The sequence below is a fragment of the Streptococcus sp. 27098_8_73 genome (assembly GCF_041432495.1).
In the GTDB taxonomy this organism is placed as follows: Bacteria; Bacillota; Bacilli; order Lactobacillales; family Streptococcaceae; genus Streptococcus.
Window position 1 is genome coordinate 1 of record NZ_JAPVZT010000002.1, and the last position, 21,923, is coordinate 21,923.

Annotated in this window: 20 protein-coding genes and 2 pseudogenes; 19 read left to right on the forward strand and 3 right to left on the reverse strand. The window is 41.4% G+C overall.

The window, feature by feature from the left end:
* A partial coding sequence (locus O3651_RS01360; RefSeq protein ID WP_371609318.1) for an LPXTG cell wall anchor domain-containing protein occupies positions 1-540 on the forward strand: 540 nt, incomplete at its 5' end.
* 276 nt (positions 541-816) lie between these two features.
* Here the strand turns inward: O3651_RS01360 and O3651_RS01365 are convergent.
* Positions 817-1,374 (reverse strand): annotated as a pseudogene (locus tag O3651_RS01365) (transposase); the annotation flags it as partial.
* 106 nt (positions 1,375-1,480) lie between these two features.
* Here O3651_RS01365 and gtfB point away from each other — a divergent pair.
* The 14 genes and pseudogenes from gtfB to O3651_RS01435 all read left to right on the forward strand — a co-directional run bounded on the left by gtfB (position 1,481) and on the right by O3651_RS01435 (position 15,314).
* A complete protein-coding gene (gene gtfB / locus O3651_RS01370; protein WP_371609319.1) occupies positions 1,481-2,809 on the forward strand; it encodes an accessory Sec system glycosylation chaperone GtfB in 1,329 nt (442 codons plus the stop codon).
* Between the two features lie 70 nt (positions 2,810-2,879).
* Positions 2,880-3,056, forward strand: a complete 177-nt coding sequence (locus O3651_RS01375; RefSeq protein WP_061422521.1) for a hypothetical protein — start codon at positions 2,880-2,882, stop codon at positions 3,054-3,056.
* Between the two features lie 106 nt (positions 3,057-3,162).
* The gene (holA, locus tag O3651_RS01380; protein WP_005590772.1) at positions 3,163-4,200 is read left to right on the forward strand and encodes a DNA polymerase III subunit delta; all 1,038 of its coding nucleotides are present in this window, start codon (positions 3,163-3,165) and stop codon (positions 4,198-4,200) included.
* 91 nt (positions 4,201-4,291) lie between these two features.
* On the forward strand, positions 4,292-4,897 hold the full coding sequence (gene sodA, locus O3651_RS01385; RefSeq protein ID WP_371595171.1) for a superoxide dismutase SodA: 606 nt from the start codon (positions 4,292-4,294) through the stop codon (positions 4,895-4,897).
* Between the two features lie 113 nt (positions 4,898-5,010).
* A pseudogene (locus O3651_RS01390) lies at positions 5,011-6,063 on the forward strand (serine hydrolase).
* Between the two features lie 190 nt (positions 6,064-6,253).
* Positions 6,254-7,042, forward strand: a complete 789-nt coding sequence (locus tag O3651_RS01395; protein WP_371609320.1) for a YhfC family glutamic-type intramembrane protease — start codon at positions 6,254-6,256, stop codon at positions 7,040-7,042.
* A complete protein-coding gene (locus tag O3651_RS01400; protein WP_002896078.1) occupies positions 7,020-7,301 on the forward strand; it encodes an autorepressor SdpR family transcription factor in 282 nt (93 codons plus the stop codon). The genes O3651_RS01395 and O3651_RS01400 overlap by 23 nt, the downstream gene beginning before the upstream one ends.
* The gene (locus O3651_RS01405; protein ID WP_371609321.1) at positions 7,288-7,785 is read left to right on the forward strand and encodes a DUF1648 domain-containing protein; all 498 of its coding nucleotides are present in this window, start codon (positions 7,288-7,290) and stop codon (positions 7,783-7,785) included. The genes O3651_RS01400 and O3651_RS01405 overlap by 14 nt, the downstream gene beginning before the upstream one ends.
* 44 nt (positions 7,786-7,829) lie before the next feature.
* Entirely contained in the window at positions 7,830-8,516 is a 687-nt protein-coding gene (locus O3651_RS01410) for a Crp/Fnr family transcriptional regulator (RefSeq protein ID WP_148877614.1), read from the forward strand.
* A gap of 304 nt (positions 8,517-8,820) precedes the next feature.
* A complete protein-coding gene (gene arcA / locus O3651_RS01415) occupies positions 8,821-10,050 on the forward strand; it encodes an arginine deiminase (RefSeq protein ID WP_005590767.1) in 1,230 nt (409 codons plus the stop codon).
* Between the two features lie 57 nt (positions 10,051-10,107).
* Positions 10,108-11,124, forward strand: a complete 1,017-nt coding sequence (gene argF, locus O3651_RS01420; protein ID WP_005590765.1) for an ornithine carbamoyltransferase — start codon at positions 10,108-10,110, stop codon at positions 11,122-11,124.
* A 159-nt stretch (positions 11,125-11,283) separates the two neighbouring features.
* A complete protein-coding gene (gene arcC, locus O3651_RS01425) occupies positions 11,284-12,231 on the forward strand; it encodes a carbamate kinase (RefSeq protein WP_045499180.1) in 948 nt (315 codons plus the stop codon).
* A gap of 212 nt (positions 12,232-12,443) precedes the next feature.
* Complete coding sequence (locus tag O3651_RS01430; RefSeq protein WP_371609322.1) at positions 12,444-13,958, forward strand: YfcC family protein; 1,515 nt, start codon at positions 12,444-12,446, stop codon at positions 13,956-13,958.
* Positions 13,959-13,979: 21 nt separating this feature from the next.
* Positions 13,980-15,314 (forward strand): dipeptidase, encoded by a 1,335-nt coding sequence (locus O3651_RS01435; RefSeq protein ID WP_371609323.1) that lies wholly within the window; start codon positions 13,980-13,982, stop codon positions 15,312-15,314.
* Between the two features lie 90 nt (positions 15,315-15,404).
* Here O3651_RS01435 and O3651_RS01440 read toward each other — a convergent pair whose 3' ends face one another.
* Positions 15,405-15,875, reverse strand: a complete 471-nt coding sequence (locus O3651_RS01440) for an arginine repressor (RefSeq protein ID WP_061910540.1) — start codon at positions 15,873-15,875, stop codon at positions 15,405-15,407.
* A gap of 14 nt (positions 15,876-15,889) precedes the next feature.
* Positions 15,890-16,918 (reverse strand): tRNA preQ1(34) S-adenosylmethionine ribosyltransferase-isomerase QueA, encoded by a 1,029-nt coding sequence (gene queA / locus O3651_RS01445; protein ID WP_371609324.1) that lies wholly within the window; start codon positions 16,916-16,918, stop codon positions 15,890-15,892.
* 316 nt (positions 16,919-17,234) lie between these two features.
* On the opposite strand from queA, the gene nagB reads away from it, so the two are divergent.
* The 4 genes from nagB to O3651_RS01465 all read left to right on the forward strand — a co-directional run bounded on the left by nagB (position 17,235) and on the right by O3651_RS01465 (position 21,908).
* Positions 17,235-17,942, forward strand: coding sequence for a glucosamine-6-phosphate deaminase (gene nagB, locus O3651_RS01450; protein ID WP_371609325.1), 708 nt, complete (start codon positions 17,235-17,237; stop codon positions 17,940-17,942).
* A 105-nt stretch (positions 17,943-18,047) separates the two neighbouring features.
* Positions 18,048-19,391 carry a D-alanyl-D-alanine carboxypeptidase family protein gene (locus O3651_RS01455; RefSeq protein ID WP_371609326.1) on the forward strand — a complete coding sequence of 448 codons (1,344 nt, stop codon included), beginning with the start codon at positions 18,048-18,050 and terminating at the stop codon, positions 19,389-19,391.
* Between the two features lie 232 nt (positions 19,392-19,623).
* Positions 19,624-20,790 (forward strand): MFS transporter, encoded by a 1,167-nt coding sequence (locus O3651_RS01460; protein ID WP_371609478.1) that lies wholly within the window; start codon positions 19,624-19,626, stop codon positions 20,788-20,790.
* Positions 20,791-20,948: 158 nt separating this feature from the next.
* Positions 20,949-21,908: a competence protein CoiA gene (locus O3651_RS01465; RefSeq protein WP_371609327.1), complete on the forward strand. Its 960-nt coding sequence runs from the start codon at positions 20,949-20,951 to the stop codon at positions 21,906-21,908.
* The last annotated feature ends 15 nt before the right edge of the window (positions 21,909-21,923 follow it).

The following is a 21,923-nucleotide window of genomic DNA, read 5'->3' on the forward strand; positions in this document are numbered from 1 at the left end:
GTATCCGCCTCAATCAGTGCATCTGAATCAGTAAGCAACAACTCAAGTAGTACTTCAGTTTCAACAAGTACTTCAGTAAGCTTGAGTAACAGCGTAAGTACATCTACATCACTTAGCAATAGCGTTTCAAACAGTTTGAGTACAAGTGCGTCACAACAATCTAACTCATTCAGCTATAGTAAGGGTGAGCCAACAAGCGAATCTAAGCCAGAGTTTAACCTTCCTAGCTACCTTGAATCTGTAAGTGCAAGTGAGTCAGTCTCAACAAGCACAAGCATGAGCAACAGCGCAAGTACCTCAGCTAGCTTGTCTGACAGTGCTTCAATCTCAAGTGCTACAAATCACTCTCAAGCACCTAAGCCACAGCCTGCACAACCAGGACAAGTCAAAGTTACTCCAAACGCTAAGGCTTTACCAAATACAGGAACTGCAAGTAACCAATTTGCTGGTCTTGGATTAGGAGTAGCTGCCTTGGTAACTGCCTCTCTTCTTGGTAAGAAGAAGAGATCAGCAGCTTCTGAAATGGATTTAGAAGACTAAGTTCCAAAAATCGGCTACAATGAAATTTTGTTGATATCATTTTAGCGATGAAAATAAGAACCCCGGATGGCTCAAGGCTATCTGGGGTTTTTGGGCTCTTTTCTACCATTTGTCAAGTTTATCAAGGCTTTAAGTAAAAAAAGAGATAAGACAGTAGCTATTCTGAGGTTACTGTCTTATTTTTAACACTTTTTGATCAATAAAAGGGCATGCTAAAAAACACCTCATCTGGTATTTTTTGAAACAAGGTGTTACCATAATACGGCATAGACAGCCTTATCGATTTTGGGTCAAAGAATAATCGTAAAGTTTGTTATGCGTGATGAGGTAATACATTGTTCGAATAAGACGATGTATAGAGGCAATCGTATGTGACTTAGTTGAAGCTATTGTCGATTGTCTTTTTCGTTTCTCATAAAAGTCAGAGATATGGCAGGGATTGGTATGACTAGCTGAAGCGATGTTGTGAATGCACTTGAACAAGATTTTTCTGACATAGGGATTACCTCGTTTAGTGATGTGTTCCTTAGCGAGAAAGTTCCCAGATTCATAGTGTCTCAGGTCAATGCCAAAAAAAGCATTGATTTGATTGGTAGACTGAAAGCGACGAATATCTCCCAATTCGCCAATGATAGATGTCGCTGTGGTTTCTGCGATGCCAGGAATTGACCGTAAGATGTCATACTCTGGTAAAGGCTGAGCTAGAGCTACCATATCGTTTAAGACAACTTGTCTGCGTTCAGAAAGACGAAGCAATTCTTGAGCATAGTAACGAACCTCTTCAAGCATTGGAGAGGTTTTCTTTACCGCACAAAAAGATTGTTTAGCGAGTGAGGTAGCTGAGCCTTACCTTGATGAGCATATTGCCCAGCGCTGGTCTGATCTGGTTCGATCGGCTCAGACCAACTAAGTAGGATTCAGAAAGAAAGGCATAACCACTATGATTTGTTTGTTTGACCGCTATGATCAAGCAAGTTTTGATTTGTTACGTTCATTAAAAGCAACAGGACTTGATTGTCCTGTTGTTGTTGTACAAGACGATGGCTATCTTTCACCAGATGTCGAGTCTCCTTACAGTTATTTTACAGGAGATTTGGACACACCAGAGGGCCGTCCAATTTATTTTAATCTTGTCCTCAAACCGCACCTATGGGAGATTCGCTCTAGCAATGTAAATGGGGAAATCTTGGATATGGGCAAGAAGCGTGCCAATATTTTTTATCGCCAACCAACGCATGAAAGACGTGTGCGGGCTGTCGAATGGCTGGATACAGAGGGGCAGGTTCGAGCAGCAGATATCTACAATCGCAAAGGACGGCTTTTTGCGCAAATAACCTACGATCAGACACAACATCCGACCCATACTCGCTATTTTGACCAGAACAATGTCGTGGTCATTATGGAAAATCATCTGACTGGCGATATTATCTTGACACTTGAAGGAAAGCGTCATATCTTTAAATCCAAACAAGAATTTGTCGTCTTTTATCTGCAATATCGTGGATATGATACAGATCGTATTATTTATAATTCTCTAGCAACCCCCTTCTTGGTGGCCTACGCTCTTCGTCCTAAAAATGGTCGTGCAGAAGATGTTCTTTTCTGGCAAGAGTCTATCGGAGAAGCCTTACCTGGTAATATGAAAGTAGCTATGAAAATGCCTCATCGCAATATCCGCATCGCTGTTCAGGACAGGCAGGTATATGAGAAAATTCAAAGCTTGGCAACACCAGAAGAAAAAGTCTATTTCCACAATATTGGTTATATTTATGATTACCAACGTCTTAATAATATGAATCCAGAAGCCTTGATTTTGACCAATAGCGATCAGCTTGAGCAAATAGAGCAGCTCTTGACTCAGCTGCCAAATGTACATTTCCATATTGGAGCCATCACAGAAATGTCTGGCCATTTGATGGGGCTCAATCGTTATCCGAATGTTTCGCTTTATCCAAATATTCGTCCGGCCAAGGTTGCAGAGCTTTTTGAGAGATGTGACTTGTATCTAGATATCAATATCAGCGATGAAATCCTTAATGCTTGTCGCACAGCTTTTGAGAATAACATGCTGATTCTCAGCTTCAAAAACACTTGCCATAGTCGTCGATTTATTGCGGATGATCACATTTACGCGCCAGAAAATGTCTCAACCATGGTGGATAAGATTCAAAGTGTCCTTGCCCACTCATCAGAGATGGAAGCAGCACTTGCTAGACAGAAACAGGCTGCTAATCAGGCTAGTTTGGAGCAATATAAGGCCATTCTTTAACCAGATACATGAGAACTTGCTTTCGATGAGGGCAAGTTCCTTTATGCAGATTTAGTAAGGGAGGACAATCATGCCAGAGAAGAAAAAGGGAATTCTGCAGGAACATATCAACGAGCAACTAGATAATCGTAGAAGACCGTTGAAAAGAGAGAAGCAAGAGTTTAGTATGATTGCAGTTCTAGGTGGCATTCTCTTTCTTATCACCCTCTTGGTCACAATCATCATGCAGTTGGGACAATTCTTTTAGTCCCTGATATTCTAATCAGAATGATGAAAAACAGCAGACTTTCCTGCTGTTTTTTGTTACAATTTATACATGACTAAGAATCAAGAAAATAGAAGGGAGTGCCACTGTGTTAGCAATTGAAAAAATTAGGAAAATCACTCCCGAAAACCTTCCACCTTTAACGATTTTGACGGGAGACGACTTGGGGCAATTTGAGCTGTTAAAAGACGAGTTTATGAAGCAGATTCACTACGATCCAGCGGATTTGAATGTCACGTTGTTTGATATGAAAGAAACGTCTTATGCAGATGTGGAGTTAGATTTAGTCAGCCTGCCCTTTTTTGCGGATGAAAAGATTATTATTTTAGATCATTTTGCGGATCTAACGACAGCAAAAAAGCGCTATTTATCGGATGAAGAGCTCAAGTCCTTTGAGCAGTATTTGGAAGCTCCTAGTAGCACGACCAAATTGGTTATTTTTGCGGAAGGCAAGTTGGACAGCAAACGCCGACTAGTCAAGATACTCAAGCGAGATGGACAGATCTTTGAAGCAGCTGAGATTAAGGAAGCAGACTTACGTCAGTATTTTACCAAACAAGCCCAGCTTGAAGGTCTGGACTTTGCTCCGAAGGCTTTTGACCACTTGCTGATCAAATCAGGCTTTCATTTCAGTGAAATCAGTAAAAACTTGGCTTTTCTGAAGTCTTATAAGGAGTCGGGGCAAATTAGTTTAGAAGACATCGCTGAGGCCATTCCTAAAACCTTGCAGGACAATATTTTTGATTTGACCCAGCTGATTTTACAGAAACAAATTGATGCCGCACGGAGTTTGGTGCGCGATCTAACCTTGCAGGGTGAAGATGAAATCAAGTTGATTGCTATCATGTTAGGTCAATTTCGGATGTTTACTCAGGTTAAAATTTTGGCGGATAATGGCCGATCTGAGAGCCAAATCGTGTCGGACTTATCAGACTATCTAGGCCGCAAGATGAATCCCTTCCAAGTCAAGTTTGCGCTTAAGGATGCGCGTGGGCTTAGCCTCAACTTTCTGAAAAGAACCCTGACCTGCTTGATTGAAACGGACTACCAGATCAAGTCTGGCCTTTATGACAAGGACTACCTTTTCGACCTCGCCTTGCTGAAAATCGCAACAGGAAACTTCTAAAAGCTTAGCAAAATTTATAAGCAAAATAGTTGAAAAATGTGCGTTTTTGCGTTATGATTTGTATAATAATAAAGAAAATGAGGACAAGTAAATGGCAATTATTTTACCAGATCTACCTTATGCATACAATGCTTTGGAACCTTACATCGATGAGGAAACAATGCACCTTCACCATGACAAGCACCATCAAACTTACGTAAATAACGTAAATGCAGCGCTTGAAAAACATCCTGAAATTGGTGAAGATTTGGAAAAACTGTTGGCAGATGTTGAGTCTATTCCAGCTGATATTCGCCAAGCAGTGATCAACAACGGTGGTGGACACTTGAACCACGCTCTTTTCTGGGAATTGATGACTCCTGAGAAGACAGCTCCTTCAGCAGAACTTGCAGCAGCGATTGATGCGACGTTTGGCTCATTTGAAGAATTCCAAGCAGCCTTCACTGCAGCAGCAACAACTCGTTTCGGTTCTGGTTGGGCATGGTTGGTTGTCAACAAAGAAGGTGGTTTGGAAGTTGTCTCAACTCCTAATCAAGATACACCAATTTCTGATGGTAAAGCACCAATCCTCGGCTTGGATGTTTGGGAACATGCTTACTATGTGAAATACCGCAACGTGCGTCCTGACTATATCAAGGCTTTCTTCTCAGTGATCAACTGGAACAAAGTGGATGAACTCTACGCAGCAGCTAAATAATAGAATTATAAAACGGATCGCAATGATTCGTTTTTAAATGCCCTTAAATTGACCTTTCTACTTGTTATTTTAATGAGAATCTTTTATAATACTAAAATATTAGGAGAAATACTTTGATTAAAAATGACATAAAGAAACTGGCTTGCTGGTTCGGTGGTGTTTTCTTATTTATTTGTTTTTTGGGTCTTTTGGTGGAGCCACAGCGAGCTGATAAAAAGATAGCAGAAGCAGGTCAATCAATTGCTTCTTCACAGGCTACAGAAGGAGAAGAAACAAAATCTGAGGCGACTGCGCGTGCTAGCAAGACGATGGAAGAGAAGTAAGAGGTGATAGAGCAAGACCTTCCAACCATGGAGGCTTTGGGTTTATCTTACGATTATGCGAATATGACCTTGCCACAAATTGTTCAGGCTTATATGGATGACATGGGAATTGACTCTTCGCAGATTGCTTTTTCTTATAAAGATTTGACGAGTGGGCAAACTTATGCCATGAATGATACCCAGCCTATGACAGCAGGCTCTACTTATAAACTCCCCCTTAATATGTTGGTTGTTGATGAGGTAGCAGCAGGAAAATTATCGCTGGAAGAGCGGTTTGATATTACCAATACCATCTATGAATACAAAGGAGAGCACGATAACTATGTAGCGGCCTTCAATGGCGCCATGTCTATTCCTGATATGCAGGAGTATTCCTTGGTCTACTCTGAAAATACGCCCGCTTATGCACTAGCAGAGCGACTAGGCGGTATGGATAAGGCCTACAGCATGTTTGAAAGATATGGTCGATCAAAAGCTAAAGTCAAGACGATCAGCAGAGAGAATAAAACAACAACGGACTACTATATTCAAGTTCTGGAGTATCTGTGGAATAACCAAGAAAAATACAAGGACATTCTTTATTTTATCGGTGTTTCCTTCCCTGGTGAATATTACAAGCGTTATTTATACGATTTGACAATTTACCAAAAGCCTGGGTATGTTAGAGAGGCACTCAATGTTGATGCTATTGTCATGGAGGAGAAGCCCTATATTGTGGCACTTTATACAGCCTATCTAGGTGGCAGCACAGAAGCCAGTGAGGAGATCAGCGGAGTTGGTATTGATCAGGTCGGTCAAATTGCCTATATCATCAATGAGTGGCACCGAGTTAATATGAATTAATCTAATAGAAATCAGAAAAAATACGCTTTAGATGAAAATCTGGGCGTATTTTTGGTTTTTAATTGCAGTAAAGCTTGATGACTTTTAGATTGAAATCTATTTAGAAAAAAATCAAAATAGATTTGACAGAAAGAAAAGAAAGATGTATAATCTATTTAGAAAAAAATCTAAACAGTTCAGGAGAAAAACGATGATTTCCATTCATATCTTGATTGCTATGCTGCTGATTTTAGGAGCAGTCCTTGTTCCTTTGGTTTATTTTAAAAAGACCAAGCACATTTCTTTATTAGTCTTTCTTTTAGGGGGAGTTGGCTTTTATCTGTCTAGTCAGGTTCTGGAAAATATCTTGCATCGTATCGTTTTACAGCCTCAGGCTGATGGGACTATTGCTTTGCGGACGGAAAATCCTTGGCTATACGTTCTTTATGCTGTTGCTGCGGCAGCTATTTTCGAAGAAACAGGTCGCTGGGTCATCTTTTACTGGTTGCAAAAGAAGCGTCCACTGACCTTTAGGGATGGTGTGGCCTATGGCTTGGGGCATGGTGGTATCGAGGCTTTGTTTGTTGGTATTGTCAGTCTCTTAAACCTTTGGGTTATAGCTCAAGTAGTGACTCAGGGGAATGCTCAGATGCTGGCTCAAATTCCTCAAACAGTTATTGACAATGTCCGTTCCATGAGTGCTGGCAGCATCTACCTTTTGGCTCTTGAGCGGATCTTGGCTATTCTTATCCAAATCTTGCTGACCTTCTGGGTTTGGAAGGCGGTCAAGGAGAAGGCTCCAGTGTATTTTTTAGCTGCGCTGGGACTTCACGCCCTGATTGACTTAGCGCCTGCCCTGGCTCAGGTAGGCTTTCTTCCGCCACTTGCAGTTGAAGCTCTACTCTTGGTAGAAGTAGTGGCACTAGTCTTTCTGACCAAGAAAATCTTGAAAGTTTACCTGAAAGAAAGGTCTAATCATGGGGATCAGTCAAACGCTTAAAGCTCTAGCTGACCCAGTTCGGAGGGGGATTCTGGAAATGCTCAAGCATGGTCCGAAGTCTGCAGGGGAAATTGCCCAAGCTTTTGAGCTGACGCCTGCGACGGTATCCTACCACCTCTCTCAGCTAAAGAAAGCCGGTCTACTCATAGAAGAAAAGCAGAAGAACTTTATTTATTACAGCTTAGATGTCACTGTTTTTGAAGAAATTCTTGTCTGGTTTCAATCTCTTGGAGGAGGAAACGAAAATGAAAAAAAATAGTTTACAAGAATTAGGATGGGCACTTGGCGTCATGCTCTTGCCAGTTTTCTATGCTATCTGGGTCTATCAAGAATTACCAGAAAGCATAGCGATTCACTTTGACTTATCTGGGGAAGGAGACAGCTTTTTACCTAAGTTTCTGTTAATCTCTGCTTTTCCAATTGTCATGATGCTGCTAGAAGTTATGATTTATTGGTCTACTGTTGCTAAAGATATCTTAAATCCCACTTTTAAACACCTTATTCGCTGGATCTTTCCCTTTAGCTTTGTCTTACTCTATATGGCGACTATTTATGAGAGCTTAGACGAGGACTTTGATATCCGTAAAATAGCAACTGTGATCGTTGGTGTGGTTTTTATAATTATGGGAAATTATCTGCCGAAAAAAGTTCAGGCGGATAGAAAACCCATGAATAGAAAGTGGGCACATCTTTTAGTTTTGCTAGGCTTTCTTATTTTTATAATGGCTGTTTTCTGCCTGTAAGCGGATTTATGCTATAATACTAATAGCAAGCAAGAAGGGTTATTATGATCAATAAGGAACATTATCAGATTATCAGGCAGCATCCAGCATTTGCACATTTTCCTGTGGAAATTTTTGATAAAATTGCTATTGAGATTCAATTCCGCAAGATTCCCAAGGGACAGATTATCTTCTTTTCAGGGGACCGTAGAGATCGCCTTTTCCTCCTGCATCGAGGCTATGTCCGTATCGAACAGTATGATTCAACTGATACTTTTTCTTATATGGATTATATTAAAATGAATAGTGTGTTTCCATATGGAGGTATGTTTTTCGATGAGCGTTATCATTATACGGCTAGCGCGGTCACCAATGTCGAATATTTCAGCATTCCTATGGACTTGTTTGAAGACTATTCAAAAAAGAATGTCGATCAGCTGTTGTTTATCACCAAGCGTTTATCACAGATTTTAGAATTTCAGGAATTGCGCTTGCGCAATGTTGTCTCGGCAAGTGCGACGGACCGTGTGACCCAGTCTTTATCTATTTTATGCATGGATCTGTGCAAAGAGCAGGATACACTTCCATTTCCAATGAGTATGAAAGAGTTGGCCAAGTTAGGAGCCACCACACGTGAAACAGTCAATCAAGTTCTAAAAAAATTAAGAGAGGAAGAAGTGATTGACTACGAGCATAAAAAACTGACATTTAAGAATAAAGATTACTTTATGAGATATTTTGAAGGAAGCTAATCAATCATTTGATTGGCTTTTTTCAAACATTTTTACACATTTAAAAGTTTTTTCTGATCATATTCTAATATTAATTGAACATATATTTTTTACAAAAAAATATATATTCCTAAAAATAATAGAACAATCAAAATATGCAAAGAAAACGCTTTAAAATAAATAAATATCATAATGTTTTATAAAAAACGCAAAGGATTTGGCATTTGTAATGTAAGATTTTAGGTGTAAGCCTTTCCAATCCATGATAGAATAATAGCATAAAAGGGATTGGGAAACCAAACCTCAACGAAAAGGAGGACAATAGATGTCTACACATCCAATTCATGTTTTCTCAGAAATTGGAAAACTGAAAAAAGTTATGTTGCACCGTCCGGGCAAAGAGCTGGAAAACTTGCTACCGGACTACCTAGAACGTCTTCTTTTTGATGACATTCCTTTCTTGGAAGATGCTCAAAAAGAACACGATGCATTCGCTCAAGCTCTTCGTGACGAAGGAATTGAAGTTCTTTATCTCGAAAAATTGGCTGCTGAATCCTTGATTTCTCCAGAAATTCGTGAACAGTTCATCGAAGAATATTTGGAAGAAGCAAATATTCGTGGACGCGAAACGAAGAAAGCTATTCGTGAATTGCTGCATGGTATCAAGGACAACCAAGAATTGGTTGAAAAAACAATGGCAGGGGTTCAAAAAGCTGAATTGCCAGAAATCCCTGACGAAGCGAAAGGTCTGACTGACTTGGTAGAATCAGATTATCCATTTGCGATTGATCCAATGCCAAACCTTTACTTCACACGCGATCCATTTGCTACCATTGGTAATGCCGTATCGCTCAACCACATGTTTGCAGATACTCGTAACCGTGAAACACTTTACGGTAAATACATCTTCAAATATCACCCAGAATACGCTGGAAAAGTGGAATTGGTTTACAACCGTGAAGAAGATACTCGTATCGAAGGTGGCGATGAGCTAGTTCTTTCTAAAGATGTACTGGCAGTTGGTATTTCTCAACGTACAGATGCAGCTTCGATTGAAAAACTCTTGGTGAACATCTTCAAGAAAAATGTTGGCTTCAAGAAAGTATTGGCATTTGAATTTGCTAACAACCGTAAATTCATGCACTTGGATACTGTCTTCACTATGGTTGACTATGACAAGTTCACCATTCACCCAGAAATCGAAGGCGACCTTCGCGTTTACTCCGTTACTTATGAAAACGAAAAACTGAAGATCGTTGAAGAAAAAGGTGACTTGGCTGAGCTTCTGGCTCAAAACCTTGGCGTAGAAAAAGTTCATTTGATTCGTTGCGGTGGCGGCAATATCGTAGCAGCTGGACGTGAACAATGGAATGACGGTTCTAACACCTTGACTATCGCTCCTGGTGTGGTAGTAGTGTATGACCGCAATACTGTAACCAACAAGATTTTGGAAGAATACGGGCTTCGCTTGATCAAGATTCGCGGAAGTGAATTGGTTCGGGGCCGTGGTGGACCTCGTTGTATGTCTATGCCATTTGAACGTGAAGAAGTTTAATTCGTGTTCGACAATTTATCAATAGAAATTTAATAACTAGAAAGAGGAAATAACAGAATGACACATTCAGTATTCCAAGGACGTAGCTTCCTTGCAGAAAAAGACTTTACTCGTGCAGAATTAGAATACCTAATCGGACTTTCAGCTCACTTGAAAGACTTGAAGAAACGCAATATTCAACACCACTATCTTGCTGGTAAGAATATCGCTCTCCTGTTTGAAAAAACATCTACTCGTACGCGTGCAGCCTTTACTACAGCAGCTATCGACCTTGGTGCGCATCCAGAATACCTTGGTGCTAATGATATTCAACTTGGTAAGAAAGAATCTACAGAAGATACTGCTAAAGTATTGGGACGTATGTTTGACGGGATTGAATTCCGCGGCTTCAGCCAACGCATGGTAGAAGAATTGGCAGAATTCTCAGGTGTTCCAGTATGGAATGGTTTGACCGACGAATGGCACCCAACTCAAATGCTTGCTGACTATTTGACAGTCCAAGAAAACTTTGGTCGTTTGGAAGGCTTGACATTGGTTTATTGTGGTGATGGACGTAACAACGTTGCTAATAGTTTGCTCGTAACAGGAGCTATCCTTGGCGTTAACGTTCACATCTTCTCACCAAAAGAACTCTTCCCAGAAAAAGAAATTGTTGAATTGGCAGAAGGCTTTGCGAAAGAAAGTGGCGCACACATCCTCATCACGGAAGATGCAGACGAAGCTGTTAAAGGTGCAGATGTACTTTACACAGACGTTTGGGTATCTATGGGTGAAGAAGATAAATTCGCAGAACGCGTTGCACTTTTGAAACCTTACCAAGTTAACATGGAATTGGTGAAGAAAGCTGACAATGAAGACTTGATCTTCTTGCACTGCTTGCCAGCATTCCACGATACAAATACTGTTTACGGTAAAGATGTTGCTGAAAAATTTGGCGTAGAAGAAATGGAAGTAACAGACGAAGTCTTCCGCAGCAAATACGCTCGCCACTTTGACCAAGCAGAAAACCGCATGCACACAATCAAAGCTGTTATGGCTGCTACACTCGGCAACCTTTACATTCCAAAAGTATAATTTATAAACCGTAATACCAACAGCTATGAGGGCTGCGACTAATAGCTTTAGTCCAGTCCTCTTTTATATGATGGAAATCTGTTATTTCTTATAAAGTATTTGAAAAATTATTAAACCGAAATCTAAAGGCATTCAATTGAATGTGATAAAGGAGAATTTATGGCAAATCGTAAAATTGTAGTAGCTTTGGGAGGAAATGCAATTCTTTCTTCTGATCCATCAGCAAAAGCTCAACAGGAAGCTTTGGTGGAAACAGCTAAGCACCTTGTAAAACTGATTAAAAATGGGGATGATTTGATCATCACTCACGGTAATGGTCCTCAAGTTGGAAATCTCTTGCTCCAACACTTGGCTGCTGATTCTGAAAAGAACCCTGCTTTCCCACTTGATTCACTTGTTGCTATGACAGAAGGTAGCATCGGTTTCTGGCTACAAAATGCCTTGCAAAATGCTCTCTTGGATGAAGGCATAGAAAAAGATGTTGCTTCAGTTGTGACACAAGTTGTTGTCGATAAAAATGACCCAGCTTTTGTTAACTTGAGCAAACCAATTGGTCCTTTCTATTCAGAAGAAGAAGCAAAAGCAGAAGCTGAAAAGAGCGGAGCAACTTTCAAAGAAGATGCTGGTCGTGGCTGGCGCAAGGTCGTTGCTTCACCAAAACCTGTTGATATCAAGGAAATCGAAACAATTCGTACCCTCTTGAATGCTGGTCAAGTGGTCGTTGCTGCTGGTGGTGGCGGAATTCCAGTCATCAAGGAAGACAACGGTCATTTGGCTGGTGTTGAAGCTGTTATTGATAAAGACTTTGCTTCTCAACGCCTAGCTGAATTGGTCGAAGCTGACCTCTTCATCGTCTTGACTGGTGTAGATTACGTCTTTGTCAACTATAACAAACCAGACCAAGAAAAGTTGGAACATGTGAATGTTGCTCAGCTGGAAGAATATATCAAACAAGACCAATTTGCCCCTGGCAGCATGCTTCCAAAAGTAGAAGCAGCTATCGCTTTTGTCAACGGTCGTCCAGAAGGAAAAGCAGTTATTACTTCTCTTGAAAATCTTGGCGCTTTGATTGAATCTGAAAGCGGAACAATTATTGAAAAAGAATAAGCTATTTTACTAGTAAAATATATGGTATTTCTAACGTCTTTATATCAAGTTAGGAATATTTCTTGAAAATAAATGCGATATTTTCAAAAAATACTAGTTTTTTAGACCTTAATGTGGTAAAATAAATATAAATAGAAAGCGTTTTTCTTAAATATTTATTTAAGAAAGTGGTTGGTTTTTTGCACTTTGTTAGACATTAGGAGGAAAAACAAATGAGTGAAAAAGCTAAAAAAGGGTTTAAGATGCCTTCATCTTACACCGTCTTGTTGATAATCATTGCTATTATGGCAGTGTTGACTTGGATCATCCCTGCGGGTTCCTTTGTGGATGGTGTTTATAAAGCCCAACCTCAAAATCCGCAAGGGATTTGGGATGTTCTCATGGCACCGATTCGGGCTATGCTAGGTACTCATCCAGAGGAAGGCTCGCTGATTAAAGAAACAAGTGCAGCGATCGATGTAGCCTTCTTCATCCTCATGGTTGGTGGTTTCCTTGGTGTTGTCAATGAAACTGGTATGCTAGACACTGGTATTGCTTCTATTGTGAAGAAGTACAAGGGCCGCGAAAAGATGTTGATTTTGGTTCTCATGCCTTTGTTCGCCCTCGGTGGTACAACTTATGGTATGGGTGAAGAAACTATGGCCTTCTATCCTCTTCTTGTGCCAGTTATGATGGCTGTTGGATTTGATAGCTTGACTGGGGTTGCCATTATCTTGCTCGGTTCACAGATTGGATGTTTGGCATCTACTTTGAACCCATTTGCGACAGGTATTGCTTCATCAACTGCAGGTGTAGGCCTTGGTGAAGGGATTATCCTTCGTTTGATTTTCTGGTTTGCTTTAACTGGTCTTAGCACTTGGTTCGTTTACAAGTATGCTGATAAGATCCAAAAAGATCCAACCAAGTCTCTCACTTATGCAACACGTGATGAAGATATGAAATTCTTCAATGTTGGTGAAGACGAAGAAAATGTCAACTCAACTCTTACTAAGAAACAAAAACATGTCTTTGTTCTCTTTGTACTGACCTTTGTCTTGATGGTCTTGAGTTTCATTCCATGGAGTGACTTAGGTATTACTCTCTTTGGAGACTTAAATACTTGGTTGACTGGTCTTCCAGTTATCGGTAAGATTGTTGGTTCATCTACAGCTGCTTTGGGTACTTGGTACTTCCCAGAAGGAGCAATGCTCTTCGCCTTTATGGGTATCCTTATTGGTGTTGTTTATGGTCTTAAAGAAGACAAGATTATTTCTGCCTTCATGAATGGTGCTGCTGACTTGCTCAGTGTAGCCTTGATCGTAGCAATTGCTCGTGGTATCCAAGTTATCATGAACGATGGTATGATTACAGATACTATCCTCAACTGGGGTAAAGAAGGTCTGAGCGGTCTGTCTTCACAAGTCTTTATCGTTTTGACTTATATCTTCTATCTGCCTATGTCATTCTTGATCCCATCTTCATCTGGTCTTGCCAGCGCGACTATGGGTATCATGGCTCCACTCGGAGAATTTGTCAATGTGCGTCCTAGCTTGATCATCACTGCTTACCAATCTGCTTCAGGTGTCTTGAACTTGATCGCACCAACATCTGGTATTGTGATGGGAGCTCTTGCGCTTGGACGTATCAACATTGGTACTTGGTGGAAATTCATGGGCAAACTTGTAGTTGCTATCATTGTAGTGACTATCGCCCTTCTTCTCCTTGGAACGTTCATTCCATTCCTATAAAATAGTGAGTAAGGTGATTCCATGAAAACATATATAACAAATCAAGTTAAAGATGAATTTCTTACATCATTAAAAACCTTGATCTCCTACCCTTCGGTACTTAACGAAGGAGAAAATGGAACACCTTTTGGACAAGCAATTCAAGATGTCCTAGAAAAAACTTTAGAGATTTGTCGAAGTTTAGGTTTCACTACCTATCTTGACCCTAAAGGTTATTACGGATATGCAGAAATCGGTCAGGGAGCAGAGCTCCTGGCCGTTCTCTGTCATTTGGATGTTGTTCCATCAGGTGATGAAGCGGATTGGCGGACACCGCCATTTGAGGCAACTATCAAAGACGGCTGGATCTTCGGACGTGGTGTCCAAGATGATAAGGGACCATCAATGGCTGCTCTTTATGCAGTCAAGGCTCTGCTAGATAGCGGAGTAAAATTTAAAAAGCGGGTTCGGTTTATCTTTGGTACGGACGAAGAGACACTTTGGCGCTGTATGGGGCGGTACAATGAACTCGAAGAAACAGCGACGCTCGGCTTTGCGCCAGATTCTTCCTTCCCTCTGACCTATGCTGAAAAAGGCCTCTTACAGGTCAAGCTGCATGGTCCTGGTTCAGAACAGCTAGAGCTAGAAGCAGGAGAGGCCTTTAATGTTGTGCCTGGCAAGGCTAGCTATCAAGGAGAACTTTTGGAGCAGGTCGTGGCAGGTTTGCAGGCAGCTTCTTTTGACTACGAGCAAAATGACCAACAAGTCACTGTTCTCGGTCTACCTAAGCATGCCAAGGATGCAGCTGAAGGTATCAATGCTATTGTTCGGCTGGCGACAGTTTTACAGCCTTTACAAGCTCATCCTGCTCTGGCCTTTATTGCAGAAGCGGTGGGAGAAGATGCGACTGGTAGCCGTTTATTTGGTGACATTTCAGATGAACCGTCTGGCAGACTCTCCTTTAACATTGCAGGTCTGACACTGAACTCAGAAAAGTCTGAAATCCGTATTGATATTCGGATTCCTGTCTTGGCGGATAAAGATCAGTTAGTGGCACAACTAGCGGATATTGCTGGGCGCTACCAGCTGGACTATGAAGAATTTGACTATCTGGCTCCGCTTTATGTACCTAAGAACAGCGAACTGGTCAGTACCCTGATGGCTATCTACCAAGAAAAGACTGGCGATACTAGTCCAGCTATGTCCTCTGGTGGGGCAACTTTTGCTCGGACTATGCCAAATTGTGTGGCCTTTGGCGCTCTTTTCCCAGGAGTAGAGCAGACGGAACATCAGGCCAATGAACGAGCGTCTTTGGAAGATCTCTATCGTGCGATGGATATCTATGCTGAGACTATTTTCCGCTTGGCAGGAGAGTAAAATTGCTAGGATAGATATCAGTGTTGCGGATTTTTCCAAGTAAAAACTGTGAATCAACACGAAAAAGAGTTGGATTTTCCAACTCTTTTGTCATTTACTAAAGAAAAATGGGGGGGCAAATTCTTTGAGTTTATCAAAGCAATCGATAGCAGCTTGGTTATCTTCACAGATGATCAGGCAGACATCGTCTCCACAGACGGTAGCAACAATCTGGGGCAACTCCAGAGCGTCTAAAATGGCACCAAAAGATTGGGCCAGTCCGGGCAAGGTTTTCATGACGACTTGATGCTGAACGGGGCGGAGCATGACCAGGGCGTCTTCCATGTAGAACCGCAGCCTTTTCTCCCAGCGAGAAGGGGCGATGCTGTTAATGACATAGTAGGATTTGTCATTTTCGGTCACCTTGACTAGATTGAGAGTTTTCATGTCACGAGAGAGAGTAGACTGGGTGACAATGACGCCGTTTGCTTCCAGAAGTTCTTGGAGTTCCTGCTGGGTATGGACCCTTTTTTCCATGATGAGGGAGCGGATGAGGCGGTGCCTACTTTCGATTTTATTCATAGATTCACCTGTATTTATTTGATAAACATAGCGTCGCCAAAGCTAAAGAAGCGATAGCGCTCAGTAATAGCGTGCTCATAGGCTTGCAGTGTCAGTTGGCGTCCAGCAAAAGCTGATACTAGCATGACAAGAGTTGATTTTGGTAAGTGGAAGTTGGTCGAAAAGGCATCGACAATCTTCCACTGATAGCCTGGTTTGATAAAAATATTGGTCCAGCCAGAGTCGGCTTGGATTTGACCATCGAATTTGCTGCCGATTGTTTCCAGTGTTCGGATAGAAGTGGTGCCGACAGCAATGATGCGGTGGCCGCTTGCCTTGACTTGACGCAGGGTCTCAGCTGCTTCTTCAGACAAGCTATAAAATTCGGAATGCATCTCATGCTCTTCCAAGTTGTCAACTGATACGGGACGGAAGGTTCCAAGCCCCACATGCAGGGTCAGATAGACGAGCTTAACGCCTTTTGCCGCAATTTTATCCAGCAATTCCTCTGTGAAATGGAGGCCAGCGGTTGGAGCGGCGGCGGAGCCGTTTTCTTTGGCATAGACTGTCTGGTAGCGTTCACGATCCTCTAGCTTCTCATGGATATAAGGCGGCAGGGGCATTTCACCCAAACTTTCTAGGACTTCTAGGAAAATCCCCTGATATTCAAAGCGAACAATCCGTCCACCGTGCTCCAGCTCTTCTGTTACAGTGGCAGTCAAACGACCATCGCCGAAAGAAACACGCGTTCCGACTCTGAGTCGTTTGGCTGGCTTGGCTAGGACTTCCCAGAAGTCTCCTTGGGTATTTTTCAAGAGTAGGAGTTCTACATGACCGCCGGTTTCAGGCTTGGTTCCATAAAGGCGGGCTGGCAGGACACGGGTGTTATTCATAACCAAGGCATCACCTGGCTCAAGTTGGTCAATAATATTGTCAAAATGTTGGTCACTAAACTGGCCAGTTTCCCGGTCTACAATGAGCAGGCGAGAAGAGTCTCGCTTCTCCAGAGGGGTTTGAGCAATCAGTTCTTCCGGCAAGTGAAAATCAAAATCAGCAGTATTCATTCTATCTCCTTAAATAGTTCTCATGATCCAAATATAGTAGGCGGCAAGCAAAAAGGGAATACTGATAAAGAAAATTCCCAGGCATAAAAAAATTAGTTGCCAACCGAGATGTTTTTTTTAGAAAAGCCCAGAGGTAAAAAGGGCAATTCCTAGTAAAAAGATTATAATCATTGGTAATAGCATGCTTTTATTATACCATGATTTGACGCTAAGTCTCTCAGTAAAATATGAAAAAATTAAGTAGAATCTACTTGACAAAAATTGGTCTATACCATATAATAAAATAAGGAATCAATCAAGAAAATAGGAGAATAGAATGAAAGTTATTCGTGTTGAGAATCAAGTAGAAGGCGCAAAGGTAGCTTTAGAAATCTTGAAAGAGAAGTTGGCTCAAGGGGCTAAAACACTGGGCTTGGCGACAGGAAGCAGCCCGATTGAGTTTTACAAGCAAATCATTGCTAGTGACCTAGATTTATCAGAGCTGACCAGTGTAAACTTGGATGAGTATGTGGGACTTTCAGAAGAGAATCCTCAGTCTTACCGTTACTTTATGAATGAGCAGCTGTTTAATAAAAAGCCTTTCAAAGAAAGCTTTTTGCCAAACGGAGCAGCAGAAGATGTGGAAGCAGAAGTGAAACGCTACAATCAAGTCTTGGCTGACCACCCAGTAGATTTACAAATTTTGGGAATTGGCACCAATGGTCATATTGGCTTTAATGAGCCAGGAACTAGTTTTGATAGCACTGTCCATATCGTCGATTTGCAGCAATCAACTATCCAAGCGAACGCTCGCTTCTTTGAGAAGATTGAGGACGTACCGACCCAAGCTATCTCGATGGGAATTCGGAATATCTTAGATGCGAAGTCAATCATCCTTTTCGCCTATGGTGCTTCCAAGGCTCAAGCAATTGCAGGAACAGTCCAAGGTCAGGTGACAGAAGCTTTGCCAGCTAGTAGCCTTCAAGGTCATGAAGATGTCGTCATTATCGCAGATAAAGAAGCTTTGAGTTTATTAGAAGCCTAACAATCTATTTCCTATCTAATTTTTAGGTAGGATTTTTGATATTTATCAAAAACCTTGTTAAAAATATGGTATACTAGTTAGGAATGATTTTTTTGGAGGATAAATGTGAAGAAGAAGTTTTTGGTGTTTGGACTGATTTTATCTGCCTTTCTGTCACCGTTTTCTGCTGCAGCAGATGAATTGGTGGATATGGCACAAAAAATGTATCCTAATGATCATGTGCAAGCTATCAATCGTCCTAAATCATCTTTGATGATTGACGGAAATACGGGCGATATACTGTGGCAGGATAACATTGATGAGGTTCGCGATCCAGCCAGCATGAGTAAGATCATGACCTTGTATTTAGTTTTTGAAGCCATTAAAGAGGGAAAACTCAGTTTAGATACGGTGATTAAGGCGACGCCGCAAGATCAGGCTGTTGCGGGAATTTATGAAATTTCCAATAATAAAATCGTGGCTGGGGTCAATTACACTGTTTCTGAGCTGATTACCATGACAGTTGTACCCTCTTCTAACGCAACGACAGTGATGCTGGCAAATTATCTATCAGATAACGATCCCGATGCTTTCTTGGATAAGATGAACGCGAAAGCGCAGGAACTAGGCATGACCAACACCAAATGGTTTAATGCCAGTGGTGCTGCGGCAGTTTCCTTCAAAGGTTACTATACTCCTCAGAGATATAACAATTATGTTAGTAATCAAACAACTGCGCGTGATTTAGGGATTTTAGTTTATAATTTTGTAAAGAACTATCCAGATATTTTAAACTATACCAATCAGGCCAAAGTGACCGTCAAGGCTGGCACGCCTTATGAAGAAACATTTGAGACTTATAATTACTCTCTGCCGGGTGCTCGCTATGCTCTAGAGGGAGTAGATGGTCTGAAGACAGGATCAAGTCCGAACGGTGCCTTCAACTACATTGCAACTGTCAAGCGTGGAAACCAGCGCGTGATTGGCGTTATCATGGGTGTTGGCGACTGGTCTGACCAAGACGGTGAATATTATCGCCATCCATTTGGAAATGCCTTGATCGAAAAATCTTATGCTGACTATGAGTACAAGAAACTGTTCTCTAAAGGGAAGCAGGAGATTGATGGAAAAACTTACAATCTGCCAGAAGATTTTTATGCGACCGTCAAAAAAGGTGCGAAGGCAAAGCCTGTAGTTGAGAATGGTGTCTTGAAGGCCGGAAATGATCTGTACACGCTCTCTCCAAAGATCTCTGATGAGATGAAAGTGGAGGAAGTAGATGCTTCTGTCACCCAGTCTGCCAAAGAAGAAGTCACTAAGAAAGAAAATAATAAAACTTGGTATAGTGACTTGCTAAGCAACCGCTGGTTAATTGCCTTGCCAATTGTCATTATTATCCTGATTTTCTATATCGAGAATCGGAAATCGAGAAAAGCTAAAGCAAGGGCTAGAAAGCAAAGATTTAAATAAAGGCTTGTGCTTATTTTGCAAGCTGAGATAGAGGCTGGGACAAAAGTCCTAGCCTCTCAATTGTCTTTGGATTGTCGAGCAAGACGCAGTGGTTGAGTGGGCTCTACTACGCTGATTTCATCAGCTTTTACAGCCCTACTCAACTGTGCGGAGGTGGGACGACGAAATCGAATTCTAACGAATTACCGATTTCTGTCCCACTCTCTATTCTATTTTTGGAGAGGTTTTGATGATGGGGAAAAAGTTTTCTAATAGCTATTTGGCTTATTTTTTGATGTATAATTTTTATTTTCTGTCCAATTCATTGTTTTCGACCTTGATATCCGTTTATATGCTGGATAAGGGCTACACAGCTGGCCAAGTATCTATCGTCGTATCAGCTTCTTTCTTTTCTTCCATGCTGGCTCAGCCAATCATGGGGCTGTTAACTGATACGCTTGGCATCAAGAGGGTTTCGCTTATCAGTTTTTTCCTGATTATCCTAGGAGACATCTTTTTTATGGAGGCCGATAATCTATGGCTCTTAGCCATCTGGTATAGTTTTGTCTTGATGCTCATCAATGGGGTGGGCACTGTGATGGATGTACTAGCAACCCAAAGTCCTTATAAATATGGGAAAATCCGAATTTGGGGAACAATCGGTTATGCCGTCGGTTCACAGCTGGCGGGTTTGATTTATAAGAATATTTCTCCCCAGGCGATCTATCTGGTCTTTATCGGGACTATGTTGTTGAGTATTTTAGGAGTTCTTGGCATGAATCCCAAGCGAGATAGATTAACTAAAAAGAGTGAAAAACGAGGCCATTCACTTTTTTCAGCCATTCTTAAAAACAGAACCTATCTTTTTTATCTTTTCCTTGTTGCCCTTTACTCTGGAGTGGGCAATACAGGGCATACCTATATTCCTTCCATGCTAGAATCCAGTGGCTTGAGTGTTGATTGGGCAACAACGGTCGTGGCTGTCTCTGTACTGTGCGAGGCGCCCTTAATCTTTTATTCCTACCTTTTCATGGATAAAATCTCTGTCAAAAAGTTGCTCTATATCTGCTTAGGTATGATGCTTCTTCAGTATGCGGTTTATGCTTTAAACTTTGGCTTAGGCTCGAAAATCGTAGTCACTCTGCTTTCCAAGCATGCTTCTGGCATGGTACTGACTATGCTTAGCCTGCGCATCGTGGCAAATTTGGTAGATGAAAAATATTTGGTGACCGCTTTTGCATTACTACAGACAGGGAGAAATCTAGGAACAATTTTCATTCAGAATATGTCAGGGTCTATCTTAGATCATTTTGGCTATGGTAGTATGAATTTCATGCTGGCATCGATTATAGGTCTAGTGCTCTTGCTTGCTCTCTTTTTGAAAGTTCCTGAAAAAAAGAATCAGAATTTATTTGGATAAGGAAAAACGAGTCTGGAAAATTTTCAGCTCGTTTTTGTTTGGTGAGATTACATAAGTGAGAGAATAGATAATACTTCGTTCCATTTCACAAGCCCTCTCTTTGGTGTTTTAATTACGAATAAAGATATAAAAGACATTATGTTGAAAGGGAAATACTTATGTTGCTTGCGAAAAGTGAAGAAGGGCTTTTGCTGAATGCGATGGAAAAGCAGCCGTCTCTAGGTGATCAACTCTTTTGTCCAGCCTGTTCGGGGGCGGTCCGCTTGAAAAAAGGAAGGGTCATGCGACCGCATTTTGCTCATATTTCTCTTGAAAATTGTTCGTTTTATGCAGAAAATGAAAGTGCGGAGCATTTGAACTTGAAAGCTGGCCTTTATAGCTGGGGGAAGCAAAGTCAAGAGATTCAGGTGGAGGCTTTTTTACCTGAGATAAGGCAGATTGCTGACCTTTTGATAGATGGTCGCATAGCGCTGGAGGTCCAGTGTAGTCCACTCAGTCAGGAAAGACTTGAGGAAAGGACGCTGTCCTATCGCCAGCATGGCTATCAGGTCCTCTGGCTCTTGGGCAAGAAATTATGGTTAAAACAGTCGCTGACGAAACTACAAAAGGACTTTCTTTATTTTAGTCAAAATATGGGCTTTCATCTTTGGGAATTGGATGAGAAACAGCAGGAACTTCGACTTAAATATCTCATTCACGAGGACTTGCATGGGCGAGCTCAGTACAAGATCAAATCCTTTCCTTTTGGTCAAGGCTGTCTTTTATCTGTCCTCCGCAGGCCCTTTAAAAAGCAGGGGCTAGAAAGTTATCTAGCGCGGCAGGATCCAGAGATTTGTCGCTATGTTCGTCAGCAGCTTTATTACCAGCAGCCTCGCTGGATGAAGCTCCAAGCCCAGCTCTATCAAAAAGGAGACAATCTTCTGACCAAGTCAGCTGAGGATTTCTATCCGCAGGTTCGGCCTGTCCAAGCTAGCTCCTTTTGCCAAATAACAAGAGACTTGACTCCTTATTATCAGCACTTTCATAGCTATTATCAGGCTGAAAAAAATAAGCAGCTTCAAATTATCTATCCACCGGTATTTTATGCGAGGATTTCCCCCACTTTTATGATAAAATAGAAAAGATGGAGGAAA